Source organism: Streptomyces sp. NPDC046870 (genome assembly GCF_040704595.1).
Lineage (GTDB): Bacteria > Actinomycetota > Actinomycetes > Streptomycetales > Streptomycetaceae > Streptomyces > Streptomyces argyrophylli.
Window position 1 is genome coordinate 29,875 of sequence record NZ_JBEYXM010000021.1, and the last position, 25,916, is coordinate 55,790.

The following is a 25,916-nucleotide window of genomic DNA, read 5'->3' on the forward strand; positions in this document are numbered from 1 at the left end:
CGGAGCAATGTTCCGTATGCGCTTGTGAAGCGGAACGTTGTTCCGTATCGTAGCCGTCACCCAAGCGGAACAACGTTCCGTTTCCTTCCGGCCGATGCCGGACCCGAGGAAGAAGGCCGCACCCATGACCGCACCGACCTCCACCGTCACCCCGCCGGCCCCCGTGCTCTCCTACGGCCCGGTGGTGCTGACCGTGCCCGGACGCCCCGTCGACCTCCAGCTGCGCGTCACCGCACCGGCGACCGGGACCGGCCTGCCCGTCGTCCTGCTCTCCCACGGACACGGCAGTTCGAACAACCTGTCCTCCCTCAACGGTTACGCGCCGCTCGCCCATCTCTGGGCCGCCTCCGGCTTCGCCGTCGTCCAGCCCACCCACCTCAGCTCCGCGACGCTCGCCCCCCTGCTCGCGGACGCTCCCGGAGCGCCCTTCTTCCTGCGTTCCCGCGCCGAGGACATGACCCATGTCCTCGACCGTCTCGACGTGATCGAGGACGCCGTACCGGGACTCGCCGGGCGCCTGGACCACGACAGCGTCGCCGTGGCCGGACACTCGCTCGGCGGCTTCACCGCGAGCCTCCTGCTGGGCGCCCGGCTCACCGGCCCCGACGACGGCCGCGAGGTGGGCCTCTTCGAGCCCCGGATCAAGCAGGGCGTGCTGCTGGCCGCACCCGGCCGGGGTGGTGACGCCCTGAACGACCCCATGGCGGAACGGCTGCCGGCCTTCAGGACCCTCGACTTCTCGACCATGACCACGCCCGCGCTGGTCGTCGCCGGCGACAAGGACGACTCGCGGCACTTCACGGACATGGGCCCGGCCTGGCACGCCGACCCGTTCCACCTGGCCCCGGCCCCCAAGACCCTGCTCACCCTGTTCGACGCGGAGCACGGGCTGGGCGGGATCGCCGGGTACGACGCCGCCGAGACGACGGACGAGCACCCCGGCCGGGTCGCCGCGCTCGCCCGGCTGACCTCCGCCTACCTGCGCAGCGCGTTCCGCCCGGGCGACAGCGCGTGGCAGGACGCGCGGGACGCGCTGACGACCGGCCCGGAGGCGTTCGGGCGGGTGGAGTCCAAGTAGACGCGCACTTCCGAGACTGCTTGCGTTTGCGCGTATACCGCGCCTGCAACTATTGTCGACGACCGTAAGGCGTGCACGCATTGATCGCCCACGCCTGGAACGTACAACGGTCGCCTCGGACGGTGCGACGAGGGGTACCCAGACGGGACGCCCTCGCACCCGGCGAGCGGCGCACTCCCGGAAGGACGGCACAGCCATGAACCCGACCCCGAACGTGACGCTGAACAACGGCATCGAGATGCCTCAGCTCGGCTTCGGTGTCTTCCAGGTCCCCGACGACGAGACCACCGCGGCGGTCACCACCGCGCTCCAGGCCGGGTACCGCAGCATCGACACGGCCGCCGTCTACGGCAACGAGCGTGGCGTCGGCCGGGCCATCGCGGAGTCCGGCATCGCGCGCGAGGAACTGTTCGTCACCACCAAGCTGTGGAACGAGGACCAGGGTTACGACGCGACCCTCGCGGCCTTCGACGCCTCCCTCGACAAGCTCGGCCTGGACTACGTCGACCTCTACCTCATCCACTGGCCCACCCCGGCCCGCGACCTCTACCTCGACACCTGGCGGGCCTTCGAGAAGATCCTCGGCGAGGGCCGCACCCGTGCCATCGGCGTCTCCAACTTCCAGGTGGCCCACCTGGAGCGGCTGATGGAGAACTCCGGCGTCACCCCCTCGGTCAACCAGGTCGAGCTGCACCCCGGCCTCCAGCAGGAGGAACTGCGCGCCTTCCACGAGCGGCACGGCATCGCCACGGAGGCGTGGAGCCCGCTCGCGCAGGGTGCGGTCCTCGGCGACCAGGCGGTGGCGGACCTCGCCGCGAGGTACGGCGTGACCCCCGCGCAGGTCGTGCTGCGCTGGCACCTCCAGATCGGCAACATCGTGATCCCCAAGTCGGTGACGCCCGAGCGCATCCGGCAGAACCTGGACGTCTTCGGCTTCGAGCTGACCGACGAGGACCTGCGGAGCCTGGCCGCGCTGGACCGTGGCCTGCGGACCGGTCCGGACCCCGACACGTTCAACTGAGCGCCGTACCACCCCGCCCCCAACCCCCGTAATCGTCGAGGAGGTTCGCCATGCACATCGACCTGACCGGCCGGACCGCGTTGGTCACCGGCTCCACCCAGGGCATCGGCCAGGCCATCGCCGTCGGTCTCGCCCGCGCCGGCGCGCGGGTGGTCGTCAACGGCCGTCGCGGTGAGACCGTCGAGAAGGCCGTGCAGGAGGTCCGTGCCGAGTCCGGCGCGGCTGACGTCGTGGGCGCGGCCGGCGATCTGGCGACCGCGGACGGCGCCCGGGCCGTGCTCGACGCCGTGCCCCGGATCGACATCCTCGTCAACAACCTCGGGATCTTCGGCGCCGCCCCGCCGCTGGAGATCGAGGACGCCGAGTGGGTCCGCTACTTCGAGGTCAACGTGCTGTCCGCGGTCCGGCTGATCCGCGCCTGCCTGCCCGGCATGCGGGAACGCGGCTGGGGCCGCATCGTGAACGTCGCGAGCGACTCCGCCGTGGTGATCCCGGCGGAGATGATCCACTACGGCATGACGAAGACGTCCCTGCTGGCGGTCAGCCGCGGTTTCGCCAAGGAGGCCACCGGCAGCGGTGTCACCGTCAACTCCGTGATCGCCGGGCCCACGCACACCGGCGGCGTCGAGGACTTCGTCCGGCAGCTCGTCGGGGACGAGCTGGGCTGGGACGACGCGCAGCGCGAGTTCATGGTCAAGTACCGGCCGCAGTCCCTGATCCAGCGGCTCATCGAGCCCGAGGAGATCGCCAACATGGTCGTCTACCTCAGCTCGCCGCACGCCTCCGCCACCACGGGAGGCGCGCTGCGGGTCGACGGCGGCTACGTGGACTCCATCCTGCCCTGACACCTGTCGACGGCGATGACGCCCGCCCCCGGCTCCGGCCCGCCGGGCGGGCGGTGTTCACGCCGCGCGGGGCGTCCGGACGCCGGTACGCCCCGCGAGCGGGACGCGCCGACAGTGCCCGTGCGCCGGACGCGGGCTCCGCGGGGCTGTGTCGCCCCCGTGGAGGAGCGGGGGGAGCATGGAAGGAACCGGGTCCGGCCGGGACCGGGGCCTGGGCCGGGCGCCGCCGGCGGTACAGGAGGCTCAGGGATGACAGCCGAATCCTTCTCGCCCGATGACGACGCCTACGACGCCGAGCGGCCCCGGCGGACCAGCCTGCTGGACGTGCTCAGCGTGGCCGCGCTGGTCCTCGACACCGACGGGCGCATCGTGTTCTGGACCCCGCAGGCCGAGGACCTGTTCGGCTACTCCGCGGAAGAGGCGCTCGGCAGACCGGCGGCCCGCCTGATCATCCACCCCGAGCACCTGCACGCGGTCGTCAAGCTGTTCGCGGAGGTCATGGAGACGGGCCGGAGCTGGGCCGGCGCGTTCCCCATCCGGCACGCGGACGGCAGCACGCGCCTGATGGAGTTCCGCAACATGCGGCTGCTCGACGACCTCGGGGACGTCTACGCCCTCGGGCTCGCCGCCGACCACCATCTGCTCCAGCGCGTCGAGACCGATCTCGCCCTGTGCGAGCGGCTGATCAACCAGTCCCCGATCGGTCTCGCCCTCTTGGACCCCGATCTGCGGTACCTGCTGGTCAACCCGGCGCTGGAGCGGATCGACGGCATCCCGGCCGAGGACCACCTCGGCCGCCGGCTGCGGGAGACCCTGCCCTTCCCCGACGTCGACACCGTCGAGTCCGCGCTGCGCCAGGTGCTCACCACCGGCACCCCGCTGCTCGACCAGTACCACGTGGGCCGGCCCCGCTCCGACCCGGAGCACGAACACGCCTGGTCCCTGTCCTTCTACCGCCTGGAGGACCCGAGCGGGCGGGTGCTCGGCGCCGCCGTGTCGGTCGTCGACGTCACCGAACGGCACCGCGCCGCGGCCGAGGCGGACCGGGCCCGGCGCCGGCTGGCCCTGATCGCCCACGCCTCCACCCGCGTCGGCACCAGCCTGGAGGTGGAGCAGACCGCCGCCGAGCTGGCCGAGATCGCCAGCCGGGAACTCGCCGACGTGGTCGCCGTGGACGTACTCGACTCCGCGCTGGCCTGCCGCCGCGTGCGCGAGCCGGCGGGCGGCCCGGAGCTGTTCCGCGCCCTCGCCCTGAGCGCGGCGCACCCCACCGTGGCGCTGCGCGCGGCCGACGCCCCCGGCGACCTCGCCTCCTACGACGGGGACCGCCTGGTCACGCTGTGCGTGCACACCGGCCGGCCGGTCCTGGTGCGGCACGTGGGCGAACACGATCTGCGGCGGATCGCCCGGGACGCCGAGGCCGCGGCGCTGCTCGCGCGCTCCGGCGTCCACTCGTACCTCGCCGTGCCGCTGATCGCCCACGGCGAGGTGCTGGGCGCCCTCGACCTCAAACGCACCCGCACTCCGGCGCCGTTCGACGAGGACGACGTCATCCTGGCCGGCGAGCTGGCGAGCCGCGCCGCCGTCGCCATCGACAACGCCCGCTGGTTCCAGAGCGTGCGCAACACCTCGCTGACCCTCCAGCGCAGCCTGCTCCCCGACCACTCGCCGCACCACACCGGCCTGCTCCTGGCCTCCCGCTACCAGCCGGCGCAGGCCACGAGCGAGGTGGGCGGCGACTGGTACGACGTCATCCCCCTCACCGGTGACAAGACCGCCCTGGTCGTCGGGGACGTCATGGGCAACGGCATCGACGCCGCCGCCACGATGGGCCGGCTGCGCACCGCCACCTGCGCCTACGCGGACCTGGACCTGGACCCGGGCGAGGTGCTCCAGCACCTGGACAAGATCACCTGCGATCTGGAGCACTACATCGTGACGTGTCTGTACGCCGTGTTCGACCCGCACACACGACAGTGCCGCATGGCCAACGCGGGACACATGCCGCCCGCGCTGGCCCGCACCGGGGAGGAGCCGAGGCTGCTCGACCTGCCCTGCGGTGCCCCGCTCGGTGTCGGCGGCATCCGGTTCGAGACCGCCACGACCGAGCTGGGGCCCGGCGACCTGCTCGTGCTCTACACCGACGGCCTCGTCGAGACCCGGCAGCACCCGATCGACGACCGGCTGAACACCCTGCTCGGTTTCCTCGACGCACCCGAGCGGCCCCTGGAGGAGACCTGCGACCTCCTGCTGTACGGCCTGCGGCACCCCGACGACCACGACGACGTGGCCCTGCTGGTGGCGCGGGCCCTGTAGGCGCGGCACCCGAGAACACGCGGCACGGCGGCACTCTTCTGCGCCCCCCCGGCCCGTCTAGGCCCCGCCGGCTCGCGTGAACCCGTGGCTCCGCTCCACCTTGGCCACGTGCAGTGTGTAGCTCTGGTACCACTCGGCTCGCCCGCGCTGCTGCGCCGCGCGGTGCTCGGCGTCGGTCCGCCACCGGGTGAGGGCGTCGGCGTCGCGGAAGTAGCCGACGGTGATGCCCAGCCCGCCGGGAGTCTGCGCGTGGTCCATCCCCAGGAACCCGGGGACGTCCTTCACCAGCTCCTCCATACGCGCGTTGGTCTCGCTGTAGCCGCTCTGGTCCGGGCTGCGCACCGTGGTGAAGACAGCGACGTAGTAAGGGGGTTCATAGGCCTCGACGGGCGCGACCGGCGCTACCGCGTGACCGCTCGTGGCACCGTCGTGCTGCGGGACGCGGCGCCGCGCGTACACCTCTATCTCGATCTTCATCCGCGGGTCGGAGAGACCGCACACGAGCATCGTGGCGGCCGGCCGGACGTCGCCGAAGCAGCGGCGCAGGACCGGCCAGCAGGGCTCGAAGTCCTCGCGGTCGGGCAGCAGGTAACGCACCCGCACCACGTCCGCGAAGGTGCACTCCGCCTCGGCCAGCGCGGCCCCGATGTTGCGCAGACACTGCTCGGCCTGCACCACCACGTCGTCGGAGATCGTCATGGTGGTGTAGTCGAAGCCGGTCGTCCCGGACACATGCACCCAGTCGCCGTCGACCACGGCACGGGCATAGCCGATCTGCTCCTCGAAGGTCGAGCCGCTGAGAACCGCGTGTCGCTCTGTCATGCGCCGAACGCTAGGTGACCCGCGCAGACACGTCCATCACAGCCGACGGCATGGCCTGATATCCCCAGGCGTATGGAGCGCCCCGCACCATGAAGCCGTCGCGGGGCAGGCCCAACGGCGGACCCAGGAGCGAGGCATATGACTCTGGCATAATCCGGCCATGTCGAGCCGAGTTGCGATCCAGTACGCCCCCGACGCCGGTCTGCTCATGATCCCGGGTGATCCGGCCGAGGACCACGCCCTGGGGTTCGCGGTCTTCGACGACTCCGTCCCCGCCCTGCGCGCGTTCGTCCTGAGCCGGCTGCGGAAGGAGAGCGTCAGGCCGGCACCGCGCGAGGCGGAGTGCGACGCCGTCATACCCGTACGCCTGAGTCTCGTCCCCCGGCCCGACAACGACTACGACACGCGTGCCGTGTCCGTCGCCGCCCCGCCCGGGGACGGCGGTTCCGTCCTCGACCGGCACCTGGGCTACCTCTACAGCAGCGCGCTGGACGTGACCGGTGAGAGCATCCGCAAGCTCACCGAGGAGACCGGAACGCCCGTCGGCTGCCACGGGTGGATCGAGCTCCACGACCTGGAGAGCGACAGCCGTTTCGACGAGGAGGAGTTCGACGACCTCGACGACTTCCACGGCGGGGCCGGCGCGGACTGGCGGCCCAGCCGCCGCGAGCCGGTGTCGTGGGCGGAGCAGAAGGCGCTCGGGTACGCGGTCGGTCCGGTACGGCTCCTGCTGCCCGCGCGGCGGACCGTACGCGCCCTCGTGGAGGCTTGTCTGGCGGAGCACGACGCGGGCCCGGACGCGCGGCAGGAGACTGCGGCCGGTGTCGAGTGGGGCCTGCGCCGGGCGCTGGCCGAGCGGCTCGCCATCCGGCTGCGGGCCGGTCTGAGCCACCGGGCCGCCGGCGGGGCCTGGGGGCGGGAGACCGAGCGGGACCGCGCGCGGCGGCGCCGGGACGCCGAGGCCCGGTCGCTCCTGGAGTCCTGGGAGACGTACCGGAACGCGGCGCACGGCCGGCGCGGCCTGCGTGCCGTCACCCGTTCCGTCTTCCACCACACCCGGATCCTCGTCCTGGACGAGTCGGGTGTGGAGGTCGGGCAGTACCACGAACCGGGCGGCCCGCTCACCCTCGCCGACGAGCGACTGCGCGCCGAGGCGCTCGACGCGCTGCGCGCGCACGGGGTGGATGTGGACGCGCCCGGGGACCTGGCCGCTCTCGGCGGCTTCCCGGACGCGGTGGTCGTCGTGGGCGGGGGTACGTGGTCGATCCGGCTCCCGCGGCCGGGGCTGTCACGGGACGCTCTTGCCGAAGCCGGCTGGTTCGACCCGGACTCGGGGACGCTCACCGTGTACGCGGCGCCGCTCGCCGAGGCGTTGACGGTGCTGCTGCGCCGACACGGGGTGCGGCCGCTGCTCGTTACCTGGGGCGCACCGCCCGAGGAGGTGGAACGGCACAATGCCCGGGCCGCGTTCGCGCCGGGCGCTGTCAGCCCGGTCAGCCGCTCCAGCCGGGTGACGGACGCCGTGCGGCGGCTGGTGCCGGAGCCCCACCGCCGCTGGCTCGACGCGAAGCCCGGCGGCGGGACGGCCACCGCGACGGCCGGGAGCACGCTGCCGTCGCTCGCCGACGACGCGGCGGACAACCCGTACTACCGGCGCGCCCTGGAAGCGCTGTTCGGGGCCCCGGTGGACCTGGCGGAGCGCGGGCCGTGCCGGCTCTGCGGGCGCTCCGCCCAGTCGGCGCGCCCGGGGCTCTTCTACTGCCACGGCTGCTGTGCCCTCGCGAGGAACGGGGTGCTGCGGGACACCGGCGAGGACGGCGCGTGGACGGAGGCGGTGGTGTACGCGCTGCGCCGGCTCGCCGAGACCGAGTTCTCCGGGCCGCCGTCCCTCGCCCAACTCGACCGCATCGGCGTCTCGTTCGAGTCTCCCGGCCTGGTCGACGAGGCGATGCTCTGCCGTTTCCTGGTGCCGCGCCCCGCCTCCACGCTGCTGGGCGCGCGGCCGGCACGCCCGGCCCGCACCTGGACGGAGTGGCTGGCGCACGCGGGACTCCTCGCGGACGGGGTCCGTACGTCGATGGGTACGGTGACCAGGGCGACGGACGGGCACCTGTGCCGTTCCCTGTTCGAGCGGCACGTGGACGACTTCCTCCACCACCGGGGCGTGGCCCACGAGCCGGAGCCCGCCTACCCGCGCCACCCGGAACTCAACACGACCGGTCTGCGGGCGGACTGGCGCCTGGCGGACGGCACGTTCGTCGAGGCGCTGGGTCTGCTGACGAGGGAGGCGTACGCGGCGAAGGTCACGCGCAAGCGGGAGCTGGCCCGCCTGCACGGCCTGCGTCTCGTCACGGTCACGGCGGAGGACCTGGACCGGCTCCCGGAGATCTTCGCGGCCTGGCTCCCGAGCGGCCCGGCCGCCGCCGGCTGACGCCGTCCTCGCGGGGCCGCTTGCGGCTGATCGGAACGGTCGACCACGGTCGTCGCCGCGCCCGGGTGCGGGACCTGGGCGCGGTGCGCCGTATCTGGGCCGCCACCGTGGCCACGGGGTGCGTCAGCCGACCGCGTCGACGCGGCAGCTCCGGGACGCACTGCGGCAGGCCCGGGCCGGATCGCGGGTCGCCCGGGGCCGCCACCGTCGAGCAGCACGCCACCGCCGACGGTGCCCGGGCCGCCCGTATCCCCGCCACCGCTGCCGGCGGGGGCCCGGGCGGGCCTTCCCAGGAGTCCTAGGAGGTGGCCTGCAGCGGTGCCTCGACGACGAAGAACAGGAAGTTGGGCTTGGTCGAAAGCTCCCGGTAGCCGTCGGGGAAGAGGTCCCGGGCGGCCGGGTCGGGCTGCGGCTCGCTGATGGCGGCGAGGCGGAAGCCGGCGGTGGTGAAGGCGTCGGTCATCGCGTGCAACGGCTTGCGCCAGAACCGCATCGGGACGGTCCGGCCACGGAACGTCCAGTCGAAGGAGTAGCTGGTGGTCGCGAAGTAGTCGGGCCGGGGTTCCCGGAAGGTGTAGGCGACGATGGGGTGGTCCACCGACGCGATCAGCCGGCCACCGGGTCTGAGCACCCGCCGGAACTCGGCCAGCGTCGGCCCCCAGTCCTCCAGGTAGTGCAGGACCAGCGACGCGACCACGTCGTCGAACGCGCCGTCGGCGAACGGCAGGGGGTCGCTCAGGTCGGCCACGTGCAGGGCGACACCGTCGCCGAGCCGCCGCCTGGCCAGCGCCACCATCCCGGCGGCGGCGTCGACCCCGGTGACGACGGCACCGCGGTCGCGCAGCGCGGCGGACAGGGCGCCCGAGCCACAGCCGGCGTCCAGGATCCGGTGGCCGGCCACCTCTCCGGCGAGGGCCAGGATCGCGGGGCGCGCGTAGTACGCGTTGACGAGGTTGTCCTCGATCTCCGCCGAGTACGCCTCCGCGAAGCTGTCGTAGTCGTTCGCCCGCGCGGGACCGGCGGGCCGGGCCGGGCCTCCGGACACGTCGTTCACAGGATCCACCGCCATGGCCTCGTCCCGGGAGTGACGGCCTGCGGCCGGATGCCGGGGCCGTCGTGCGTGGAGTTACGCCGCCGCGGGTCGCGCGGCAGGCGTACCCGGGGCGGGCTCCTGCGCGTCGTCCGGCAGCCGGCTCTCGTCGTCCCCGAAGTCGGGAGCCTGGAAGGGGTTCGTCGCCGGAGGCGGCGAAGCCGCGGCGGGGCGGCGGGGTTGCCCTTCCAGGGCGGAGAACAGCGACGTCGATTCGATGGGAGGTCTCTCTTTCGTCACAGGCCCCTGAGGGGTCCTGGTGTGCCGTGACCGGGCACAGCGGTCCTACAGCTTGGTCATCTTCGCGTACGGGCTCAAGATCCGCAATTGCTCCGGACCGAAGTCCACGAGCGCCGCGATCCCGTCCTCGACGCCGATCACCCGACCGAGGCCGTACACGTCGTGCGTGACCTGGTCACCGACGGCGAAGTGCTTGGGAGCCCGTACGGCGGGGGCCTTGAAGGGGCTGGTGGGCAGATGACGCTTGGGTGCAGCAGGCTGGGTCATGCCTCAGTATGAGCCCACGGAGCGCCCGTTCGCTGTGGCCGTGGGCACAGATCCAGACGGGAACACCGGCGCCACGCCGCTGACCTGCGGGTTTCCAAATCATCGACCTGTGGATTTCAGATGTGGCGAGGCGGGATCGAGGGCATCCCGGCGAGCAACGACTCCGTTTCGGTCCACAGTTGCCGTTGGACGTCCGCACCGCGGCCGGGTTCGGGGCACCGCAACGGCTTGGCGTCGCGTACGGAGAAGTAGCCGCCGGTGGTGTGCGCGAACGCCGGATCGGTCGCCAGGCGGACGATGATCCCCGCGCCCCTGCGCGGGTCGCCGATCCTCAGGACGTCCAGGACGCGCCGCAGCGCGGCGGAGCCGGGCAGGTCGCGGCCGAGACCGGTGGCGTTGAAGCCCGGGTCGCAGCAGTTCACCGTGACCTTCGTGGCGTCCAGGCGCCGGGCCAGTTCCTGCGTCCACATGATGGTCATCAGCTTGGTCCGGGCGTACCGGGCCATCGACTCGCGCCGGGTGTAGGGGGTGGTGTCCCGCAGGTCCGTGGCCGGCGTGATGCTCCCGGCCCGCCGGGAGGCCTCGGAGGCGACGTTCACGACCCGTGCCGGCCCGGAGGCCAGGAGCGTGTCCGTCAGCGCCTGGGTGAGGACGAACGGGCCGACGTGGTTGACGGCGGTCATCTCCGCCAGCCCCTCGGCCGTGACGCGCTGGGAGAACGCGTGCAGGCCCGCGTTGTTGACCAGTACGTCCAGCCGCGCATACCGCGCGGCGATCTCCCGGCCCGCCCGGCGGACCTGTGCGACGACTCCGAGGTCCGCGAGGAAGACGTCGGCGTGCGCGGCACTCCCGGTCGCTTCCTCCAGCTCGGCGAGCAGCGCTTCGGCCCTGTCCGGGGAGCGCGCCACGATGCCGAGGCCGTAGCCGCGGCGGGCGAGCTCCAGGGCGGCGATCCGGCCCAGCCCGGAGGTCGCTCCGGTGATCACAGCAACGGGACGGGTCATCGTCGGCCCCTTTCATGAGGTACCTCATCAATCACGTGTGGGACGATACCCGACGTCATGAGCGAGCACGAGACAGCGCCGCCCGCCGGCCCCGACCCCGCGGACGTGGGCCTGCGGTTCCTGGGCGTCGCCCACCAGGTCCGGACAGCGGTCGATCAGCACATGGCCGCGGCCGGCCTGTCCCTGGCCCGCACCAAGCTGCTGCGGCTCCTCGCCCAGCGCGGCGCCGTCCACCAAGCCGAACTCGCCGAGGCACTCGGCCAGGCGCCCCGCTCCGTCACCCAGGCCGTCGAAGCCCTGGAACGCCTGCGGCTGGTCACCCGGACCCCCGATCCCGTGGACCGCCGGCGCAAGACCGTCACGCTGACCGAGCAGGGCCACGCGGCCCTCGCCGCCGGCGAACAGGCGGGCACCCGGATACTCCAGCGCATCTTCGGCGCCCTGGACGCCCGTCAGCTCACACGCCTGGAACAACTCCTCACGGACGCCGCCGAAGCCACCCGGCAAGGCGGCACCCGCTGACCTTCTCGCCGTGGCACGCGGCCACCGTGCCCCCGTCGGGCACCGCGTCACCGGTCCGAGGACGCCCCCGCCTCAGGACGGCGACGAGAGCGGCGACGGAGCCGGTGGGTCCACGTCGAGGGCCGCCGCGCGCAGGGCGGCTGCCACGCGTGTGACCGGGTCCGTCGGCGGGTGGGGCAGCCGCGCCAGGAGCACGCGCCGCTGTTCCTGGGGCCCGCCGCGGACCGGGAGGACGCGGACACCCGGCGGCGCGGCGGCGGCGAGGGCGGCCGGCACGGTGGTCAACCCGCAGCCGGCGGCCACGAGGTGGAGCTTGGCGAGCCAGTCCCGCGCGGTGTGGGCGATCTCCGGCCGCTCGTCCAGGCCCGGCCACACCCCCATGAGCTGGTCCTCGCCCGAGGAGGACCCCGCGATCCAGCGTTGCCCGCGCAGGTCGGCCACGTCGACCGAGTCGCCGCGGGCCAGCGGATGGCCGGCGGGCACCGCCAGGCACAGCGCGCGTTCGGTGAGGGTCCGTACGACGAGCGGGGGCGACTCGGCGTCCGGCGGCCGGAACGGCGGCGCGGACGCGAGCAGGGCCAGGTCGATGCTGCCGGCCCGCAGGGCGCGCACCAGCGCCGGGGTGCTCCCCTCGCGGCCGACGACCCGGAGGCCGGGATCGGTACCGCGCAGTGCCGTGAGGGCGCGCGGCAGCAGGACGGCGCCGGCGCTCGGGAACCAGCCCAGGCGGACCGTCCCGGCCTGCCCGGGCAGGCCCGACAGCTCCCTGGCGGTCGCGTCGATCTCGTCCAGCACGACCGTCGCCCGGCGGATGACGACACGGCCGGCCGCGGTGAGCCGTACGCCGTCGCGCCGCCGTTCCAGCAGCTCGGCGCCGGCGGCTCGTTCAAGCGCGGCGATCTGCCGCGACACCGCCGACTGGGTGTAGCCCAGCGAGGCGGCGGCCGCCGTGAAGGTCCCCCGCTCGGCGACGGCGCGGAAGACGCGCAGCGCGGTGAGTGACACATCCGTGAAGTCCATGATGTGTCCGGATGTTAGGGCCTGTCCGGCACTTCGCGCCGTCGCCCCGAGGGCGGCCGCGCGGCGTCGGGTGCGTGCTCCGGGGTCCCCGGCCGAAGGCTGGAAGAGTGCCGGCCCTTGGCCCTCGTACTGGGCGTACTGGGCGTACTCGGGTCTGCGGCCGGTACGGCGAGTGGGGGCACCTCCACGCCGTCGAGGCAATGGGTGTCAGGTCCCGGGGCGGGTCGCCGGGGTGGCGGCGGTGCGCAGCAGTGCCAGGGTCGTGTCGAGCGCCGCTTCCAGGTGTCCGATGGCGCCGGTGGACATCAGGATGGTCACGCCGCCCTGTACCGCGGCGACGAGTGCGGCGGCCGTCCGGTCGGCGTCCAGCCGCCGGTCGACCTCGCCGCTGTCCTGCATGTGCCGGATGCCGGTGCGCAGGGCCGACTGCCACTGGTCGATCAACCGGCCCGTGAGCGCCTGTGCGGCCGGGGTGGTGCGGCCCAGCTCGGTGATCAGCACGCCGAGCGGGCAGTCGACGCCCTGCTGTTCGTACCGCCGTACGACCGCGTCGCGCCACTCCTGCCAGGCCTCCCACGTGGTCAGGTCGCCGAGGTGCGGCTCCTGGTCCTCCAGGACGCGTCCGGCCTCGCGGGCGGCGACCGCGAGCAGCAACTCCTCCTTCCCGCCGGGGAAGTAGTGGAAGATCTGGCTCTTGCTGGTCGCGGTGCGGGCCCGGATGTCGTCGAGTGTCGTCCCGGCGGCGCCCCGCTCACGGATCTCCTCGGCCGCGCCCTCCACGATGCGCCGCCGGGTGGCCATGCCCTTGGCGGTCAGCCGCGGTGCGCCCCGGTCGCCCCTGCTCACGTACCCTCCTCCATCCCGCACTGGACCTGCCGGTCCATTTTACGCGAGGGGGCGCACATGCCGTCCGTTTCGTCTCGCCGCCCTTCCAACGCTCCCCTGGAGCGCGGGAATTGGCGTCGCCATCCACGTGCCGCCGCACCGGTCGTGGACCGGCTCGGGGAGCGCTGGAGGCGCTACGGCGGCACCGTGCGTCCGGCCTGGAGGGACGCCCCACGGGACCTCGTGCGAGGGGGCCGGCACACTGCGGGACCTCGCCGAGGCCGCCTCCCGTGCTCCGCGGATCGGCGCGGCCCGCGTCCGGCTCGAACGGCGGCCGCGGGGCGGCCCCGCGATCGGTAAGCGGTGCCGGCGCAGCGGCTCTCGCTGACGGCGGGGCCGTCGCGGCTGCTCGAAGGGGACTTCCCCGACCGGGCGGCGACGGCGGGCATCGCCGAGCACAACCCGCGCGCGGCGCCCGCCCTCTGCCCCCCCACGCCGCTTCACGGCACCCGGCGCGACGGCCCCGGGTGGCCCCGGCTACCCTGGTCACCAGCGGCAGCCCGGACCAGGCGGTCGCGTGGCGGTGGGGCTCGCCGCACCCGAACCGCGGCACAGACGCCGCCGACAGTCCCTGCTTGTGAGCACGCGCCCGCACGCCGGGCGGCCGCACGAGTAGGAGACGCGCGTCCATGAGAGCTCCCCGCGACCAGATCACGGAGCCCACGGTGTCCGACGCCGATCCGTCCGCGCCCGCGCGGCGCCCCGGACTCGCCGGCGGCCAGGCGCCCGTGATCGCGGTGGTCGCGGCCGGCGGCGCGCTGGGGGCCGTGGCCCGCTACGGCGCCTCCCTGCTGTGGCCGACCGCCGCCGGAGCCTTCCCCTGGACCACCCTCACGGTGAACGCGACCGGCTGCGCGGTGATCGGTGCCTTCATGGTCGTCATCACGGAGGTGTGGGCCGCGCACCGGCTGGTACGTCCCTTCTTCGGCACCGGCGTCCTGGGCGGCTTCACGACCTTCTCGACCTACTGCGTCGACATCCAGCAGCTGGTGCAGAGCGGTCACGCCCGCACCGGCCTGGCCTATCTGGCCGCCACCCTGCTCGCCGCGCTCGCGGCCGTGTGGCTCGCGGCGGCGGCGACCCGCCGTCTGATCGCGTGGAGGAGGACGAGGTGACCCGGCTGCACGGCTCCGCGCTCCGCCTGACCGTCTTCGTGGGCGAGGGCGACACCTTCCGTCACAAGCCGCTCTACGGCGAGATCATCCAACGCGCCCACGAGGCCGGGCTGGCCGGCGCGAGCGCGTTCCGGGGCATCGAGGGCTACGGCGCCTCCTCCCTGATCCACACCAGCCGCCTGCTGTCGCTCAGCGAGGACCTGCCCGTCGCGGTCGTCATCGTGGACGACGCGGCCCGCGTCCGCGCCTTCCTGCCCCAACTGGACGACCTGGTCACGAACGGGCTGGTGGTCCTCGACGAGTGCGAGGTCATCCGCTACGTCGGGCGCGAGAAGGAGAAGCGGGCGAAGTGAACTGGCTCCTCGTCATCGCCGGTGCCGTGGTCGGAGCGCCGCTGCGGTACCTGACCGACCGCGCCGTACAGGCCCGGCACGACACCGGCCTGCCCTTCGGCACCTTCCTCGTCAACGTGACCGGCTGCCTGATCCTGGGGCTGCTGTCCGGCGCGGTCACCTACGGGGCCGCCTCCCACTCGGTGCAACTGCTGATCGGCACCGGGTTCTGCGGAGCGCTCACGACCTACTCGACCTTCTCCTACGAGACGCTGCGGCTGGCCGAGTCCGGCGCCAGGTTCTTCGCCGCCGCCAACGTGATCGCCAGCGTGGTCACCGGCCTCGGCGCCGTGTTCATCGGCACCGCCGTCGCCCAGGCGGTGTGGGCCTGAACGCGACGGGCGGGCGTGGCGGTCAGCTCGAACGGGGCCAGCCGCGCAGCAGGGCGGCGATCGCCGGCGCGGTGCACAGGGGGTCGCGCAGGAGGTCGCGCAGGGCCACGGCGTCGTCGCGGGTGGGCTTGACCGGGATGCCGGAGGCCTCCAGGTACATCACGCCCGTCGCCGCGGCGACGGCCATGTTGGAGCGCTCAAGCCAGCGGCAGCGGCCCAGGACGTGCACCAGGGCGGCGGCCCGGGCGAACGGGCCGTCGTAGACGGGTTGTTCCAGCAGTTCCGCCCGGTGGCAGGCGACGGCGGCCACCGGCACGCCGTAGTCCTCGGGGGCCGGGTCCCGTGCGCCGGCCAGCTCCGCGACCTCCAGGATCCAGGGGACGTCGACGTACAGCTCCATCAGGCGGCGTGCGCGCCCGGGGTGCCCCGGTCCGCGTCCTCGGCCGCGTCGAAGACGGCCTGGTGCTCGTCGAGGAAGCGGCGGGCGGCGTCCATGCCGCGCTCGCGCAGTCCGCCGGTGTCGTCCCGTACGAGGGAGGCGATGTAGTCGCCGACGCTCATTCCGCGGTCCCGGGCCCGGGCCCGGGCCAGTTCCGCGATCTCCTCGTCGACGCGCGCGCCCAGCTGTGTCTTCGCCATACCCCGAAGGTAACAGCTGTTACCACGCCGGGGGCGGCTTTCCGGAAACCGGCGGACACGCGCCCGGGCCGGCCCGGCGCGGAACCTGCGGCCGGGTCACCCTTCCATTTAGGAGCATGTGCTCGTATTGTGGCGTGGAGACCTGGCCCCGCCCTGACGCCCTGGGGTCGGGCCGCTCCCCCTCCCCCGCCCCGAGGCCCGCACGAAGGAGCCCTCCATGCCGCATCCGCCCCTGTCCGCAGCCGGTGACTCCCTCGCAGTGGCGGCCCGTCCGCTGCGGGACGCCGCCGTCGTCGTCACCGCCGTCGCCCTCGCCCTGCTGGCGCTGTACGCCGTGTTCCTGGACCAGGGGCAGCTGCTCTCCCCCGTCCTGGGCAAGGTCGCCACGAGCGCGAACTACCTGCACGAGTTCGCCCACGACGGCCGGCACCTGCTCGGCGCGCCCTGCCACTGACGGGGTACCGCACCATGAGTTCCGTCATGAGCCTGCTGGGCCGGGGCGCGGCCGCGGGGACCGTGGCCGGTCTGCTCAGCGGAGGCTTCTCCTGGTTCCTCGTCGAGCCGCTGATGGACCGCGCCGTGCGCTGGGAGGCCGCCCACGAGGCCACCGAGCCCTCCGGGCACGCCGGTCACCACGCGGAGGTCTTCTCCCGGGCCACCCAGCACGCCGGTCTGCTGGTGGCGACGACGCTCACCGGCCTGGCCCTGGGCCTGCTCCTCGCCGTCGTCCATCTGCTGCTGCACCGGCACGCCCCCGGCACCGGGGCCTGGCCGCGGGCGCTGCGGCTGGCCGCCGCCGGATTCACCGGTCTGTGGCTGCTGCCGTTCATCCGCTACCCGTCGGACCCGCCCGGCGTCGGCGACCCCGGCACGGTCGGCGTGCGCACGCAGGCCTGGCTCGGGGCGGTCGCCATCGGCCTGATCGGCGTCGCCCTGGCCTGGGCCCTGCACGGCCGTCTGGCCCGCCGCGGCCACGGCGCACCGGCCCGGCAGCTCTGTGTGGCGGGAGTCCTCGGCGCGGCGACAGCGGCGCTGTTCACCCTGCCCGGCGATCCCGACGCCCTCACGGTCCCGGCCGGACCGCTGTGGGACTTCAGGCTCTGGTCGGTCGCCACCGCCCTGTTGCTGTGGGCGGCGCTCGGCGCGACGTTCGGCCTGCTGGGCGAGCGGGCCGCGCGTCGCTCCCCACGGACGGCACCGCGCGGCGGACTCCTGGGGGTCCCCGCCTCGCCGGTCGAGCCATCCACCCCCAGGTGATCGAAAATGTCCTTTATAGGAAACACCCGTGAAAGGTCAGCCATGGACGGTATCGCCGACATGGGGGGCACCCCGGGAGGGGGCCCGCTCCACCCGCCGAGGGCCGATGAACCGGTCTTCGAACACCCCTGGCAGGGCCGGGCGTTCGCCCTGACACTCCTCTCCAGCCGCATCGCGTGCGGCGGCTACAACCCGGACGCCTTCCGGCACTCCATGGAGCGCCTGGACCGGGCCGCGTACCTGGACGACGGCTACTTCGGACGCTGGCTCAACGGCGCGGAGCTGATGCTCACCGAGAGCGCCACGCTGGCTCCGGGCGCGATCGACGCCCGTGCCCGCAATCTGCGGGGCGAGCACGTCGAGGAGCCGCCCGTCCCCGCCCCGCGGCCCGACTACGCGCCGACCGCGGCGCCGGTCGGCGCCGGCTCGCTGCGCTCCGTCGACACCGCCCCGGCCTTCGGCACCGGGGAGCGGGTGCGGGCCAAGGGCACGCCGGTGCCCGGTCACACCCGGCTGCCGGCCTACGTGCGCGGACACACCGGTGTCGTCGAGCGTGTCCAGCCCGCCTCCGTGCTGCCGGACACCAACGCGCACTTCCTGGGCGAGAACCCGCAGCACGTCTACTCCGTGCGGTTCGACTCGCGCGAGCTGTGGGGCGCCGACGCCGCACCCTTCGCCCTCACCGTCGAGATGTACGAGAGCTACCTGGAGAAGACCTCATGACCACCACCAGCGGAACGGGCGACCGCCTTCCCCCCTCCCTGCGCACGGAGGCGCTCGAGCAGCTGCTCACCGAGCGGGGGCTGATCGACCCGAAGACGATGGACGGGATCATCACCACCTACGAGACCAACGTGGGCCCGCTCAACGGCGCCAAGGTCGTCGCGAAGGCGTGGACCGACCCGGAGTACCGGCGCCGGCTGCTCGAGGACGGCACGGCGGCCATCAAGGAGCTGGGCTTCTCCGGGGCACAGGGCGAGCACATCGTCGTGGTGGAGAACACGGCGACCACGCACCACGTGGTGGTGTGCACGCTGTGCTCCTGCTACCCGTGGCCGGTGCTCGGCCTGCCCCCGAGCTGGTACAAGGACCCCGCCTACCGTTCGCGCGTGGTCAAGGAGCCGCGCACCGTGCTGTCCGAGATGGGACTCGACCTCGACGACGACGTCCGGATCACCGTCCACGACTCCACCGCCGAGGTCCGCTGGCTCGTGCTGCCCGAGCGCCCGGCCGGAACCGAGCACCTGTCCGAGGAGGAGCTCGTGCCCCTGGTGACGCGGGACGCGATGGTCGGCGTGGCGAAGGTGGCGGCACCGTGAGCGCGCCCCTGGACATCGAGGGGCCGGCCGCGCCGCCGCGCTCCAACGGCGAGCTGGTGTTCGCCGAGCCGTGGGAGAGCCGCGCCTTCGGCATGGCGGTCAGCCTGTACGAGGCGGGCGCGTTCACCTGGCCCGAGTTCCAGGCCGCGCTGGTCGCCCGGATCGCGGCCTGGGAGTCCGCGGCGGCGCCGGACGAGCCCTACGAGTACTACCGGCTCTGGCTGGCCGCCCTGGAGGACGTGCTCACCGGCCTGTGCGCCGTGACGGCCGAGGAGGTCGCCGCGCGCGCCGAGACCCTGGGCCGGCGCCCTCCCGGCCACGACCACCCCCATCCGCACGAGCATCCGCACCCGCACCCGCACTGAGCCGAAGAGCTCCGGGTCGTCCCGAGCACGAGGACGGCCTGGTGACCCCATGCCCCACCCGAGCAGTGCGCGCGACGCGCTGCCTTTCCAGCAAGGAATCCTTCATGTCCGTCAGGAGCAAGCTGCTCGCGACCGCGGCGGTGCTGACCGCGGTCGCGGGCCTCGGAACAGCCGGAACGGTGGCCGCCGACGCGGCCACCGCCCAGTGCGGCGACCGCTGCATACAGATCTACAGCGCGAAGTTCGGCACGGCCGCGCACCCCCGTCTGGTGGAGACCGTGCACCGCGGACTGGCGGAGGTCGGCCGGCCCACCGTCATGCGCCCCGTCAGCACCACCGATCCGGCCGGGGACATCGTCGGTCACCGAGCGGGCCTGGTGTCCGACTTCCACCAGGACGGCCTCCTGTCCGCCGAGGTGAACCGGCATTACGGCACCCTGCGGGCGGTGGAGGTCGAGTACGCGCCGTACGGCGAGCGCACCGGGCTGTGCGCGGGCCTGGCCACCACCGCCCACCAGAACGAGGGGCTCACCCTCCAGAAGTGCGGGGTCTCCGCCAGGACCGTCTGGATCATCGACACCGCGGACTCGCCCACGACCGCCGCCCAGGGACACTTCCCGCTGGTCAACGGCTCGACCACGGACTTCGCGCACCCCTACGCGATGACCTTCACGCACGACTCACCCGACCGCCGTAGCCATCTCGGGGACCGCGGTCACCGCGCCTCGGTGCCCGGGCAGATCCGGGTCGCCAGGCTGATGGGCAACCCGGACCACGTCCCCGCCGGCCAGCTGTGGGGCACCACCAAGTAGGCGGCCGCGGCACGGCCGCGAGGGACGCGCGCAGCCGATGGGCGTCCTCGGCGCCTGAGCCCTCCTCGAACCCCGTGACAGGAGCCCCGCGCTTGCCCTCGCCCAATTACGAGCATATGCTCGTAATGCACATCGCGCCCCCTCGCGGCCCCGCACATCCCCCGTGCAACCCGCGACCCACCCTCAGAGAGCCTCATCATGGAAACCCCCGTCGGATCCGCCCACGAGCGCCCGCAGACGCGCTCCGCGGCGGCCGCGCCCGCCCCGGCCCACCACACCGCCGTCCACCGCCGGCCGCCGGTGCGGGCCTGGCTGCAACCGGCCCTCGTCGCCCTGGTCGTCGTGGCGGCCTTCGTCAGCTGCTACGTGGGTCTCCAGCGGGACCCGCAACCGCACCACGTCCCCCTCGCCGTCTCCGGCACCGACCTGCCGGGCGAGATACACCGGGCCCTCGGCGACAGCGTCGAGGTGCGCCGCGCCGCCGACGCCGACGCGGCCCACCGGGCCGTGGAGCACCACGACGTCGTCGCCGCGCTCAGCACCGGCGGTCCGGGCGAACTGCGCCTGGAGGTCGCGGGAGCCAACGGCACCTCCACCACGGCCGCCGTCAAGTCCCTCGTCGGCGCCTACGCGCAGGGCGCGGGCATGCGCGTCAGCACCGAGGACGTCCGGCCGCTGGCCCGCTACGACGCCCGCGGGCTGGCCGGTTTCTACCTGGCCTTCGGCGTCACCCTGGCCGGTTTCGTGCTCGGCTCGAACGCCGTCGGCCTGGCCGGTCTGCTGCGTCTGCGCCACCGGTTCTGGCTGCTGGCCGGCGCCTCCGCGGCCATCGGTGCCGTGGCCGCGATCATCGCGGGACCGGTCCTGGGGGCGGTTCCGGCACCGGTCGTCCCGCTGATCGCCACCCTCGCCCTGCTGGCGGCGGCGGCCGCCTTCACCACCAAACTGCTCGGCACCTACCTCGGCCCCATCGGGCTCCCGGTCACCACCCTGCTGCTGCTCACCGTCGGCAACGCCACCAGTGGCGCCACCATCGGGGAGGACCTGCTGCCCGCCGCGGCCCGGGCCGTCTCCGCGCTGCTGCCACCCGGCGCCGCCGTCCGCGCCATCGCCGACCTCAGCTACTTCCACGGCGCGCACGCGGCAGGACCCGTCGTGACGCTGGCCCTGTGGGCCGTCGTCGCCGCGGTGCTGCTCGTCCCGCGCGGCCGCACGCGACGGCGGCGCGCCTCCGCGACCACCTGACTCCGCCGCCCCTCCCCGGGCGGTCGGACCGAACACACCCCCGTCCACCAACCCCCACCCCCCCAGAAGGAACAGTGATGGCGAACAACAGCTACACCGCGACGGTCAGCGTCACCGGCGAAGGCCGCAACGGCGGCCGGGTCCGGTCCGACGACGGCCTGCTGGAGACCGGCCTGTCCTACCCCAAGGAGCTCGGCGGCGCCGGCACCGCGACCAACCCCGAGCAGCTCTTCGCCGCCGGGTGGGGCGCGTGCTTCCTCGGCGCCGTGCGGCACGCCGCCGCCGACCGCAAGATCAGGCTGACCAGCACCGCGATCACCACCGAGATCACCCTGCTGAACGAGGACGGCGCGTTCTCCCTCGCCGCCGTGCTCAACCTGGAACTCGGCGGCGTCGACACGGACACGGCCGACGAACTCGCCCGTGCCGCGCACCAGCTCTGCCCCTACTCCAAGGCAACCCGCGGCAACATCCCCGTCACCGTCAACGCCGTCGCCGTCTGACCCGGCGGGCCGTCCGCCGTACCACGCACCCCCATGAACGGAAAGAGAACACAGATGCCGGACATCACCGCGACACGCAAGGCGCGCTACCTGCTGGCAGCGGCCGGAGCCGCCGTGGCCGTCGTCGGCGGTGCGGCGCTCGCACCGTCGGCGTCGGCCGACGCGACCGTCGCGAAACCGCCCGCGAGGACCTTCGAACTGGTCGGCGAGCAGACCTCGTCCGGGGAGGTCGACCTGGGCGAGCCGGGCATCAGCGTGGGCGATCAGCGGATCGTGCACGAGGACCTCTACCGCGACGGCGAGAAGGTGGGCGACCACAGCGCGGTCTGCACCTTCACCCGGGTCAGCCCGGCCGCCCTCCAGTGCATCGGCACCTTCGCGCTTCCCGAGGGGCAGTTCAGCGCGCAGTCGCTGCTGCACCTGCCCGCGCCGTCCTCCGTCGACGTCGGCATCACCGGCGGCTCGGGGGCCTACAGCACCGCCCGGGGCTTCGTCCGCACCGTTCCCGCGGGCGCCACCGAGCGGCACTTCACCGTCCACCTGCGACGCTGAAGCGCGCGCGGACCGCACACATGACAAAGGCAAGGAGTTCACCCACTCCTTGCCACTCTCAACATATAGCGCACAGGGGGCCTTGCGGCAAGGCCCCCGTGGTGTTGCACAATCTCCGGCCTCGACCAGAACCTGCGGGAACGGGGAACCTTGATGATCGACGTGCTCGTGGTCGGCGGCGGACCGACCGGCCTGATGCTCGCCTGCGAACTGCGGCTGCACGGCGTACACGTGGTGGTGCTGGAGAAGCTGGCCGAGCCGACCGAGGAGTCCCGCGGGCGCGGTCTGCACGCGCGCAGCGTGGAGATCATGGACCAGCGCGGCCTGCTGGAACGGTTCCTGGCGGCCGGTGAGAAGTTCCGGGCCGGCGGGCTCTTCGGCGGTGTCATCAAGCCGTGGCCGGAACGGCTGGACACGGCTCATCCGTACGGCCTCGCCATCTCGCAGCAGGCCACCGAGCGGCTGCTGAACGAACGTGCCCTGGAGACCGGTGCCGAGATCCGGCGCGGCCACGAGGTGGTCGGACTGAGCCAGGACGCGGACGGGGTGACGGCCGAACTGGCCGACGGCACACGGCTGCGCTCGCGGTACCTCGTCGGGTGCGACGGCGGCCGCAGCACGGTGCGCAAGCTGCTCGGCGTCGGCTTCCCCGGTGAGCCCTCCAAGGTCGAGACGCTGCTGGGTGACATGAGGGTGACCGAGGATGCGGAGACGATCGCCGCCGTCGTCGCGGAGGTCCGCAAGACCCAGCTGCGCTTCGGCGCCATCGCCGACGTGGACGGCAACGAAGGGGTGTACCGCATCGGCGTCCCCGCCGACGGGGTGGCCGAGGACCGTACGGCCCCGCCGACCCTGGAGGAGTTCAAGGCGCGGTTGCGGGCGGTCGCCGGCACCGACTTCGGGGCGCACTCCCCGCGTTGGCTGTCGCGCTTCGGTGACGCCACCCGGCAGGCCGAGCGCTACCGGGTCGGCCGGGTGCTGCTGGCCGGCGACGCGGCGCACATCCACCCGCCGACCGGCGGCCAGGGGCTCAACCTCGGCGTCCAGGACGCGTTCAACCTCGGCTGGAAACTGGCCGCCGAGGTGGCCGGCTGGGCGCCGGAGGGCCTGCTGGACAGCTACCACGCCGAACGGCACCCGGTGGGCGCCGCCGTACTGGACAACACCCGTGCGCAGATGACGCTGCTGGGAACCGATCCGGGTGCGACCGCGCTGCGCGGACTGTTCGGCCGGCTGATGGACTTCGAGGAGGTGAACCGGTACGTCACCGGGATCATCACCGCGGTCGACGTCCGCTACGACCTCGGGGAGGGGCACGATCTGATCGGCCGGCGCCTGCGGGACGTCCAGCTGAAGCGGGGCCGCCTCTACGGGCTGCTGCACGGCGGCCGTGGCCTGCTCCTCGACCAGACCGGCCGGCTCTCGGCGGCCGGCTGGACGGACCGGGTCGACCACGTCGCCGACGTCAGCGAGGAACTGGAGGTGCCCGCGGTGCTGCTGCGGCCGGACGGCCATGTGGCCTGGGCCGGCGAGGACCAGCGGGATCTGCGCGAGCACCTGTCCCGGTGGTTCGGGGCCGCCGTGGAGTGAGCGGGCGGGTGCGGTCACCGGCACGTACGGCGCCTTCCGGTGACGCCCGCTCCTCCCGGAGTCAGCGGTTGACGAAGGTCAGGCTGGTGGCGTCGTAGCGGCTGCCCGCGATGTGCTCGGGCGGGGCCGCGGCCTCGATCGCGGCGACGTCCTCGGCGGACAGCCGGAGGTCCAGCGCCGCCAGGTTCTCCTCCAGGTACCGCTGCCGCCGGGTGCCGGGGATCGGCACCACGTCGTCGCCGCGGTGCTGCAACCAGGCCAGGGCCAGCTGCCCGGCGGTGACGGACCTGGCGGCGGCGAGCTCGTCCAGCTTCGCGACGATCGCCAGGTTCCGTTCGAGGTTGCCGTCGGCGAACCGCGGCTGGCCGCGCCGTACGTCGGTCTCCGCCAGCCCGTCGACCGAGCTGTAACGGCCGGTCAGGAAGCCGCGCCCGAGCGGCGAGAAGGGGACCAGGCCGATGCCGAGTTCGCGGCAGACCGGGACGGTCTCCGCCTCCAGGTCCCGGGTCCACAGCGACCACTCGCTCTGCAGCGCGGAGATCGGGTGGACCGCGTGCGCCCGCCGGATGGTCCCCGCGGCGGCCTCGGACAGCCCCAGGTACCGCACCTTGCCGGCCCGCACCAGCTCGGCCATGGCCCCGACGGTCTCCTCGACCGGCACCCGGGGATCGACCCGGTGCTGGTAGTAGAGGTCGATGTGGTCGACCCCGAGCCGGCGCAGGGAGGCCTCGCACGCCTGGCGGACATAGGCGGCGTCGCCGCGGATCAGGGTGGGCTCGCCCAGGCGGTTGGCGAAGCCGAACTTGGTCGCCAGCACCACCTCGTCACGCCGCCCGGCGATCGCCCGCCCGATCAGCTCCTCGTTGTGCCCGGCACCGTAGAAGTCGGCGGTGTCGAGGAGGGTGACCCCGAGGTCCAGGGCGTGGTGCAGCGTCGCGATCGACTGGGCGTCGTCCGAGTCGCCGTACCCGTGGCTCATGCCCATGCAGCCGAGCCCCTGCGCGGAGACCGCCAGTTCGCCCAGGTACCGGGTGGGGATGTCGGTCATGGTGCTGCCTCCTGCACTCGTCGGACCGTTCCCCCGGGACGCTAGGCATTGGAGTGCGCTCCATGTCAAACGCCGGTCGGCCGTGCGGCCCGCTCGTCGGCTTCGCCTCGGACATCACCCTGCTGGCCCGGTGGGGGAGTTCAGGCGAAGTGCAGGGGCGTCGGCGTCAGCAGGGTCTCCGGGGCGGAGGCCACCGGCGGCGGAGAGGTACCGGGTCCGGGGAGCAGCCACCCCGGCCGGAGGCCACCATGACCCTCCCACCGGCGGCGCCCCGCGAGGGCCCGGCGCCTGTGTGGATCAACGTTCGATCGATGCCGCCGACCAGGGCCGGAGTCGGCGCCGCGGGTGAGCGTGGGCCGGGAGCGCGCGGGACGTCGATCCGCCGTCCAGTGGCACGGCCGTACACGCTGATCGCGCATCGACCGGTGGCTGCCAGTGTTCGTGAGGGGCCGGAACGCGAAGCGCCCGGCCCACCCCCCCCTGTGGCCGAACACCGACAAGAGGGAGTCCTGGTGAGCGCGAACACCAACCCGCGGCCTCGTCCCCGCCTCCCTTCGCACTCCCCCACCGTCCCGCCGCTGGTGCCGCTGGACGAGCGGCAGCGCAGGCTCATCTCCCTTCTGCTGGCCGGTCACACCGACTCCAGCGCCGCCCACCGGCTGGGGATCAGTCCCCGGACCGTCACCAACATCCTGCGGTCCCTGATGGACCGGCTCGGGGTGGACAACCGCTTCCAGCTCGGCGTGGCCCTCGGCATCCGGATGCGCCCCGGCCCGTCCCCCGCGCGTCGGCCGATGGTGCCGGGCCTGCTGCTGGAGCGGGTGCACGACGGGAGTCCTCCCGCCCAGCGGGTGCCCGACCGCCGTCCGGCCCACCCCTACGACTGACCACGGGCCCGTCCGCGCCCGACACCACTTCCACGAAAGGCGACATCGATGAACCTCCACGGCAAGGACATGAACGCGGTCGGCAGCCGGGACAACGGCGAGCGCGCGGCGAACGCCCCGGCCGGGTGCCCTGCGGCCCGCGGCCGTCGTTCCCTCGCGGCGCGGGCCGCGCTCCTGCTTCCCGTGGCCGCGCTCACCGTAGTGGCCGCGCTCACCGTGCACAGCGCCGAGCACACCGCGACCGACCGGACCGCCGTCCGCGCCCTCGACCCGGTCGACGACTGGAACAGCACGGGGTCCTGACGGCCGGTCGGCGCGC

General features: G+C 73.6%; 30 protein-coding genes and 2 pseudogenes. 22 read left to right on the forward strand and 10 right to left on the reverse strand.

The features are described from left to right. The first annotated feature begins 124 nt into the window (after nucleotides 1-124). The 4 genes from AB0946_RS31730 (at nucleotide 125) to AB0946_RS31745 (ending at nucleotide 5,260) form a co-directional block, all read left to right on the forward strand. On the forward strand, nucleotides 125-1,078 hold the full coding sequence (locus AB0946_RS31730; RefSeq protein ID WP_366764115.1) for a chlorophyllase: 954 nt from the start codon (nucleotides 125-127) through the stop codon (nucleotides 1,076-1,078). Between the two features lie 196 nt (nucleotides 1,079-1,274). Beyond that, nucleotides 1,275-2,099, forward strand: a complete 825-nt coding sequence (locus AB0946_RS31735) for an aldo/keto reductase (protein WP_366764116.1) — start codon at nucleotides 1,275-1,277, stop codon at nucleotides 2,097-2,099. Nucleotides 2,100-2,149: 50 nt separating this feature from the next. Then, entirely contained in the window at nucleotides 2,150-2,944 is a 795-nt protein-coding gene (locus AB0946_RS31740; protein ID WP_366764117.1) for an SDR family oxidoreductase, read from the forward strand. A 249-nt stretch (nucleotides 2,945-3,193) separates the two neighbouring features. Then, nucleotides 3,194-5,260, forward strand: coding sequence for a SpoIIE family protein phosphatase (locus AB0946_RS31745; protein ID WP_366764118.1), 2,067 nt, complete (start codon nucleotides 3,194-3,196; stop codon nucleotides 5,258-5,260). Nucleotides 5,261-5,317: 57 nt separating this feature from the next. On the opposite strand, the gene AB0946_RS31750 is transcribed toward AB0946_RS31745, so the two are convergent. Then, nucleotides 5,318-5,737, reverse strand: a complete 420-nt coding sequence (locus AB0946_RS31750) for an antibiotic biosynthesis monooxygenase (protein WP_366764214.1) — start codon at nucleotides 5,735-5,737, stop codon at nucleotides 5,318-5,320. Continuing rightward, nucleotides 5,720-6,082: pseudogene (locus tag AB0946_RS31755) on the reverse strand (RidA family protein); the annotation flags it as partial. The gene AB0946_RS31750 and the pseudogene AB0946_RS31755, both read right to left, overlap by 18 nt. A gap of 160 nt (nucleotides 6,083-6,242) precedes the next feature. Between AB0946_RS31755 and AB0946_RS31760 the strand changes: the two are divergent. Next, nucleotides 6,243-8,513: a hypothetical protein gene (locus AB0946_RS31760; RefSeq protein WP_366764119.1), complete on the forward strand. Its 2,271-nt coding sequence runs from the start codon at nucleotides 6,243-6,245 to the stop codon at nucleotides 8,511-8,513. 298 nt (nucleotides 8,514-8,811) lie between these two features. On the opposite strand, the gene AB0946_RS31765 is transcribed toward AB0946_RS31760, so the two are convergent. The 3 genes from AB0946_RS31765 to AB0946_RS31775 form a co-directional block, all read right to left on the reverse strand. Further along, on the reverse strand, nucleotides 8,812-9,582 hold the full coding sequence (locus AB0946_RS31765) for a class I SAM-dependent methyltransferase (protein WP_366764120.1): 771 nt from the start codon (nucleotides 9,580-9,582) through the stop codon (nucleotides 8,812-8,814). Nucleotides 9,583-9,888: 306 nt separating this feature from the next. Further along, nucleotides 9,889-10,110 carry a hypothetical protein gene (locus AB0946_RS31770; protein ID WP_225809492.1) on the reverse strand — a complete coding sequence of 74 codons (222 nt, stop codon included), beginning with the start codon at nucleotides 10,108-10,110 and terminating at the stop codon, nucleotides 9,889-9,891. 116 nt (nucleotides 10,111-10,226) lie between these two features. After that, nucleotides 10,227-11,114: an SDR family NAD(P)-dependent oxidoreductase gene (locus AB0946_RS31775; RefSeq protein ID WP_366764121.1), complete on the reverse strand. Its 888-nt coding sequence runs from the start codon at nucleotides 11,112-11,114 to the stop codon at nucleotides 10,227-10,229. A gap of 57 nt (nucleotides 11,115-11,171) precedes the next feature. Here AB0946_RS31775 and AB0946_RS31780 point away from each other — a divergent pair, with 57 nt between their 5' ends. Then, on the forward strand, nucleotides 11,172-11,636 hold the full coding sequence (locus AB0946_RS31780; protein WP_366764122.1) for a MarR family transcriptional regulator: 465 nt from the start codon (nucleotides 11,172-11,174) through the stop codon (nucleotides 11,634-11,636). Between the two features lie 72 nt (nucleotides 11,637-11,708). Here AB0946_RS31780 and AB0946_RS31785 read toward each other — a convergent pair whose 3' ends face one another. Both AB0946_RS31785 and AB0946_RS31790 read right to left on the reverse strand, forming a co-directional pair. Beyond that, entirely contained in the window at nucleotides 11,709-12,656 is a 948-nt protein-coding gene (locus AB0946_RS31785; RefSeq protein ID WP_366764123.1) for a LysR family transcriptional regulator, read from the reverse strand. A gap of 207 nt (nucleotides 12,657-12,863) precedes the next feature. Further along, entirely contained in the window at nucleotides 12,864-13,457 is a 594-nt protein-coding gene (locus AB0946_RS31790) for a TetR/AcrR family transcriptional regulator (protein ID WP_366764215.1), read from the reverse strand. A gap of 393 nt (nucleotides 13,458-13,850) precedes the next feature. Between AB0946_RS31790 and AB0946_RS31795 the strand changes: the two are divergent. The 4 genes and pseudogenes from AB0946_RS31795 to crcB (AB0946_RS31810) form a co-directional block, all read left to right on the forward strand. After that, nucleotides 13,851-13,943 (forward strand): annotated as a pseudogene (locus AB0946_RS31795) (aminoglycoside phosphotransferase family protein); the annotation flags it as partial. 227 nt (nucleotides 13,944-14,170) lie between these two features. Beyond that, nucleotides 14,171-14,656 (forward strand): fluoride efflux transporter CrcB, encoded by a 486-nt coding sequence (gene crcB, locus AB0946_RS31800; protein WP_366764124.1) that lies wholly within the window; start codon nucleotides 14,171-14,173, stop codon nucleotides 14,654-14,656. Continuing rightward, the gene (locus AB0946_RS31805; RefSeq protein ID WP_366764125.1) at nucleotides 14,653-15,009 is read left to right on the forward strand and encodes a DUF190 domain-containing protein; all 357 of its coding nucleotides are present in this window, start codon (nucleotides 14,653-14,655) and stop codon (nucleotides 15,007-15,009) included. The genes crcB (AB0946_RS31800) and AB0946_RS31805 overlap by 4 nt, the downstream gene beginning before the upstream one ends. Continuing rightward, complete coding sequence (gene crcB, locus AB0946_RS31810) at nucleotides 15,006-15,380, forward strand: fluoride efflux transporter CrcB (RefSeq protein WP_366764126.1); 375 nt, start codon at nucleotides 15,006-15,008, stop codon at nucleotides 15,378-15,380. Before AB0946_RS31805 ends, crcB (AB0946_RS31810) begins: the two co-directional genes overlap by 4 nt. 22 nt (nucleotides 15,381-15,402) lie before the next feature. Here the strand turns inward: crcB (AB0946_RS31810) and AB0946_RS31815 are convergent, their stop codons facing one another. Then, nucleotides 15,403-15,780, reverse strand: a complete 378-nt coding sequence (locus tag AB0946_RS31815; protein WP_366764127.1) for a fic family toxin-antitoxin system, toxin component — start codon at nucleotides 15,778-15,780, stop codon at nucleotides 15,403-15,405. Then, a complete protein-coding gene (locus AB0946_RS31820; RefSeq protein WP_366764128.1) occupies nucleotides 15,780-16,019 on the reverse strand; it encodes a hypothetical protein in 240 nt (79 codons plus the stop codon). Before AB0946_RS31820 ends, AB0946_RS31815 begins: the two co-directional genes overlap by 1 nt. Nucleotides 16,020-16,236: 217 nt before the next feature. Between AB0946_RS31820 and AB0946_RS31825 the strand changes: the two genes are divergently transcribed. The 10 genes from AB0946_RS31825 (at nucleotide 16,237) to rox (ending at nucleotide 23,662) form a co-directional block, all read left to right on the forward strand. After that, nucleotides 16,237-16,473, forward strand: coding sequence for a CbtB-domain containing protein (locus AB0946_RS31825; protein ID WP_366764129.1), 237 nt, complete (start codon nucleotides 16,237-16,239; stop codon nucleotides 16,471-16,473). Nucleotides 16,474-16,487: 14 nt separating this feature from the next. After that, nucleotides 16,488-17,276, forward strand: coding sequence for a CbtA family protein (locus AB0946_RS31830; protein ID WP_366764130.1), 789 nt, complete (start codon nucleotides 16,488-16,490; stop codon nucleotides 17,274-17,276). Between the two features lie 42 nt (nucleotides 17,277-17,318). Continuing rightward, nucleotides 17,319-17,999, forward strand: a complete 681-nt coding sequence (nthB, locus tag AB0946_RS31835; RefSeq protein ID WP_366764131.1) for a nitrile hydratase subunit beta — start codon at nucleotides 17,319-17,321, stop codon at nucleotides 17,997-17,999. Beyond that, entirely contained in the window at nucleotides 17,996-18,595 is a 600-nt protein-coding gene (gene nthA, locus AB0946_RS31840; protein ID WP_366764132.1) for a nitrile hydratase subunit alpha, read from the forward strand. The genes nthB and nthA overlap by 4 nt, the downstream gene beginning before the upstream one ends. After that, nucleotides 18,592-18,960: a nitrile hydratase accessory protein gene (locus AB0946_RS31845; protein ID WP_366764133.1), complete on the forward strand. Its 369-nt coding sequence runs from the start codon at nucleotides 18,592-18,594 to the stop codon at nucleotides 18,958-18,960. Before nthA ends, AB0946_RS31845 begins: the two co-directional genes overlap by 4 nt. A 104-nt stretch (nucleotides 18,961-19,064) precedes the next feature. Then, nucleotides 19,065-19,772, forward strand: a complete 708-nt coding sequence (locus AB0946_RS31850) for a hypothetical protein (RefSeq protein WP_366764134.1) — start codon at nucleotides 19,065-19,067, stop codon at nucleotides 19,770-19,772. A gap of 198 nt (nucleotides 19,773-19,970) precedes the next feature. Beyond that, nucleotides 19,971-21,017 (forward strand): hypothetical protein, encoded by a 1,047-nt coding sequence (locus tag AB0946_RS31855; protein ID WP_366764135.1) that lies wholly within the window; start codon nucleotides 19,971-19,973, stop codon nucleotides 21,015-21,017. A gap of 77 nt (nucleotides 21,018-21,094) precedes the next feature. Continuing rightward, nucleotides 21,095-21,520: an organic hydroperoxide resistance protein gene (locus AB0946_RS31860; RefSeq protein ID WP_366764136.1), complete on the forward strand. Its 426-nt coding sequence runs from the start codon at nucleotides 21,095-21,097 to the stop codon at nucleotides 21,518-21,520. A 54-nt stretch (nucleotides 21,521-21,574) separates the two neighbouring features. Then, complete coding sequence (locus tag AB0946_RS31865; protein ID WP_366764137.1) at nucleotides 21,575-22,072, forward strand: hypothetical protein; 498 nt, start codon at nucleotides 21,575-21,577, stop codon at nucleotides 22,070-22,072. Between the two features lie 153 nt (nucleotides 22,073-22,225). After that, complete coding sequence (rox, locus tag AB0946_RS31870; RefSeq protein WP_366764138.1) at nucleotides 22,226-23,662, forward strand: rifampin monooxygenase; 1,437 nt, start codon at nucleotides 22,226-22,228, stop codon at nucleotides 23,660-23,662. A gap of 61 nt (nucleotides 23,663-23,723) precedes the next feature. On the opposite strand, the gene AB0946_RS31875 is transcribed toward rox, so the two are convergent. Beyond that, nucleotides 23,724-24,710 (reverse strand): aldo/keto reductase, encoded by a 987-nt coding sequence (locus AB0946_RS31875; protein WP_366764139.1) that lies wholly within the window; start codon nucleotides 24,708-24,710, stop codon nucleotides 23,724-23,726. Nucleotides 24,711-25,222: 512 nt separating this feature from the next. Here AB0946_RS31875 and AB0946_RS31880 point away from each other — a divergent pair. Both AB0946_RS31880 and AB0946_RS31885 read left to right on the forward strand, forming a co-directional pair. Next, on the forward strand, nucleotides 25,223-25,597 hold the full coding sequence (locus tag AB0946_RS31880) for a helix-turn-helix transcriptional regulator (protein WP_366764140.1): 375 nt from the start codon (nucleotides 25,223-25,225) through the stop codon (nucleotides 25,595-25,597). Between the two features lie 48 nt (nucleotides 25,598-25,645). Further along, nucleotides 25,646-25,900 (forward strand): hypothetical protein, encoded by a 255-nt coding sequence (locus AB0946_RS31885; RefSeq protein ID WP_366764141.1) that lies wholly within the window; start codon nucleotides 25,646-25,648, stop codon nucleotides 25,898-25,900. Nucleotides 25,901-25,916 lie beyond the last annotated feature (16 nt).

Bases quoted from the DNA above. Each gene is read 5' to 3' on its own strand.
- AB0946_RS31730 (WP_366764115.1), top strand. From the start codon at position 125: ATGACCGCACCGACCTCCACCGTCACCCCGCCGGCCCCCGTGCTCTCC.
- AB0946_RS31735 (WP_366764116.1), top strand. From the start codon at position 1,275: ATGAACCCGACCCCGAACGTGACGCTGAACAACGGCATCGAGATGCCT.
- AB0946_RS31740 (WP_366764117.1), top strand. From the start codon at position 2,150: ATGCACATCGACCTGACCGGCCGGACCGCGTTGGTCACCGGCTCCACC.
- AB0946_RS31745 (WP_366764118.1), top strand. From the start codon at position 3,194: ATGACAGCCGAATCCTTCTCGCCCGATGACGACGCCTACGACGCCGAG.
- AB0946_RS31750 (WP_366764214.1), bottom strand. From the start codon at position 5,737: ATGAAGATCGAGATAGAGGTGTACGCGCGGCGCCGCGTCCCGCAGCAC.
- AB0946_RS31760 (WP_366764119.1), top strand. From the start codon at position 6,243: ATGTCGAGCCGAGTTGCGATCCAGTACGCCCCCGACGCCGGTCTGCTC.
- AB0946_RS31765 (WP_366764120.1), bottom strand. From the start codon at position 9,582: ATGGCGGTGGATCCTGTGAACGACGTGTCCGGAGGCCCGGCCCGGCCC.
- AB0946_RS31770 (WP_225809492.1), bottom strand. From the start codon at position 10,110: ATGACCCAGCCTGCTGCACCCAAGCGTCATCTGCCCACCAGCCCCTTC.
- AB0946_RS31775 (WP_366764121.1), bottom strand. From the start codon at position 11,114: ATGACCCGTCCCGTTGCTGTGATCACCGGAGCGACCTCCGGGCTGGGC.
- AB0946_RS31780 (WP_366764122.1), top strand. From the start codon at position 11,172: ATGAGCGAGCACGAGACAGCGCCGCCCGCCGGCCCCGACCCCGCGGAC.
- AB0946_RS31785 (WP_366764123.1), bottom strand. From the start codon at position 12,656: ATGGACTTCACGGATGTGTCACTCACCGCGCTGCGCGTCTTCCGCGCC.
- AB0946_RS31790 (WP_366764215.1), bottom strand. From the start codon at position 13,457: ATGGCCACCCGGCGGCGCATCGTGGAGGGCGCGGCCGAGGAGATCCGT.
- crcB (WP_366764124.1), top strand. From the start codon at position 14,171: ATGAGAGCTCCCCGCGACCAGATCACGGAGCCCACGGTGTCCGACGCC.
- AB0946_RS31815 (WP_366764127.1), bottom strand. From the start codon at position 15,780: ATGGAGCTGTACGTCGACGTCCCCTGGATCCTGGAGGTCGCGGAGCTG.
- AB0946_RS31820 (WP_366764128.1), bottom strand. From the start codon at position 16,019: ATGGCGAAGACACAGCTGGGCGCGCGCGTCGACGAGGAGATCGCGGAA.
- AB0946_RS31825 (WP_366764129.1), top strand. From the start codon at position 16,237: ATGCCGCATCCGCCCCTGTCCGCAGCCGGTGACTCCCTCGCAGTGGCG.
- AB0946_RS31830 (WP_366764130.1), top strand. From the start codon at position 16,488: ATGAGTTCCGTCATGAGCCTGCTGGGCCGGGGCGCGGCCGCGGGGACC.
- nthB (WP_366764131.1), top strand. From the start codon at position 17,319: ATGGACGGTATCGCCGACATGGGGGGCACCCCGGGAGGGGGCCCGCTC.
- nthA (WP_366764132.1), top strand. From the start codon at position 17,996: ATGACCACCACCAGCGGAACGGGCGACCGCCTTCCCCCCTCCCTGCGC.
- AB0946_RS31850 (WP_366764134.1), top strand. From the start codon at position 19,065: ATGTCCGTCAGGAGCAAGCTGCTCGCGACCGCGGCGGTGCTGACCGCG.
- AB0946_RS31855 (WP_366764135.1), top strand. From the start codon at position 19,971: ATGGAAACCCCCGTCGGATCCGCCCACGAGCGCCCGCAGACGCGCTCC.
- AB0946_RS31860 (WP_366764136.1), top strand. From the start codon at position 21,095: ATGGCGAACAACAGCTACACCGCGACGGTCAGCGTCACCGGCGAAGGC.
- AB0946_RS31865 (WP_366764137.1), top strand. From the start codon at position 21,575: ATGCCGGACATCACCGCGACACGCAAGGCGCGCTACCTGCTGGCAGCG.
- rox (WP_366764138.1), top strand. From the start codon at position 22,226: ATGATCGACGTGCTCGTGGTCGGCGGCGGACCGACCGGCCTGATGCTC.
- AB0946_RS31875 (WP_366764139.1), bottom strand. From the start codon at position 24,710: ATGACCGACATCCCCACCCGGTACCTGGGCGAACTGGCGGTCTCCGCG.
- AB0946_RS31885 (WP_366764141.1), top strand. From the start codon at position 25,646: ATGAACCTCCACGGCAAGGACATGAACGCGGTCGGCAGCCGGGACAAC.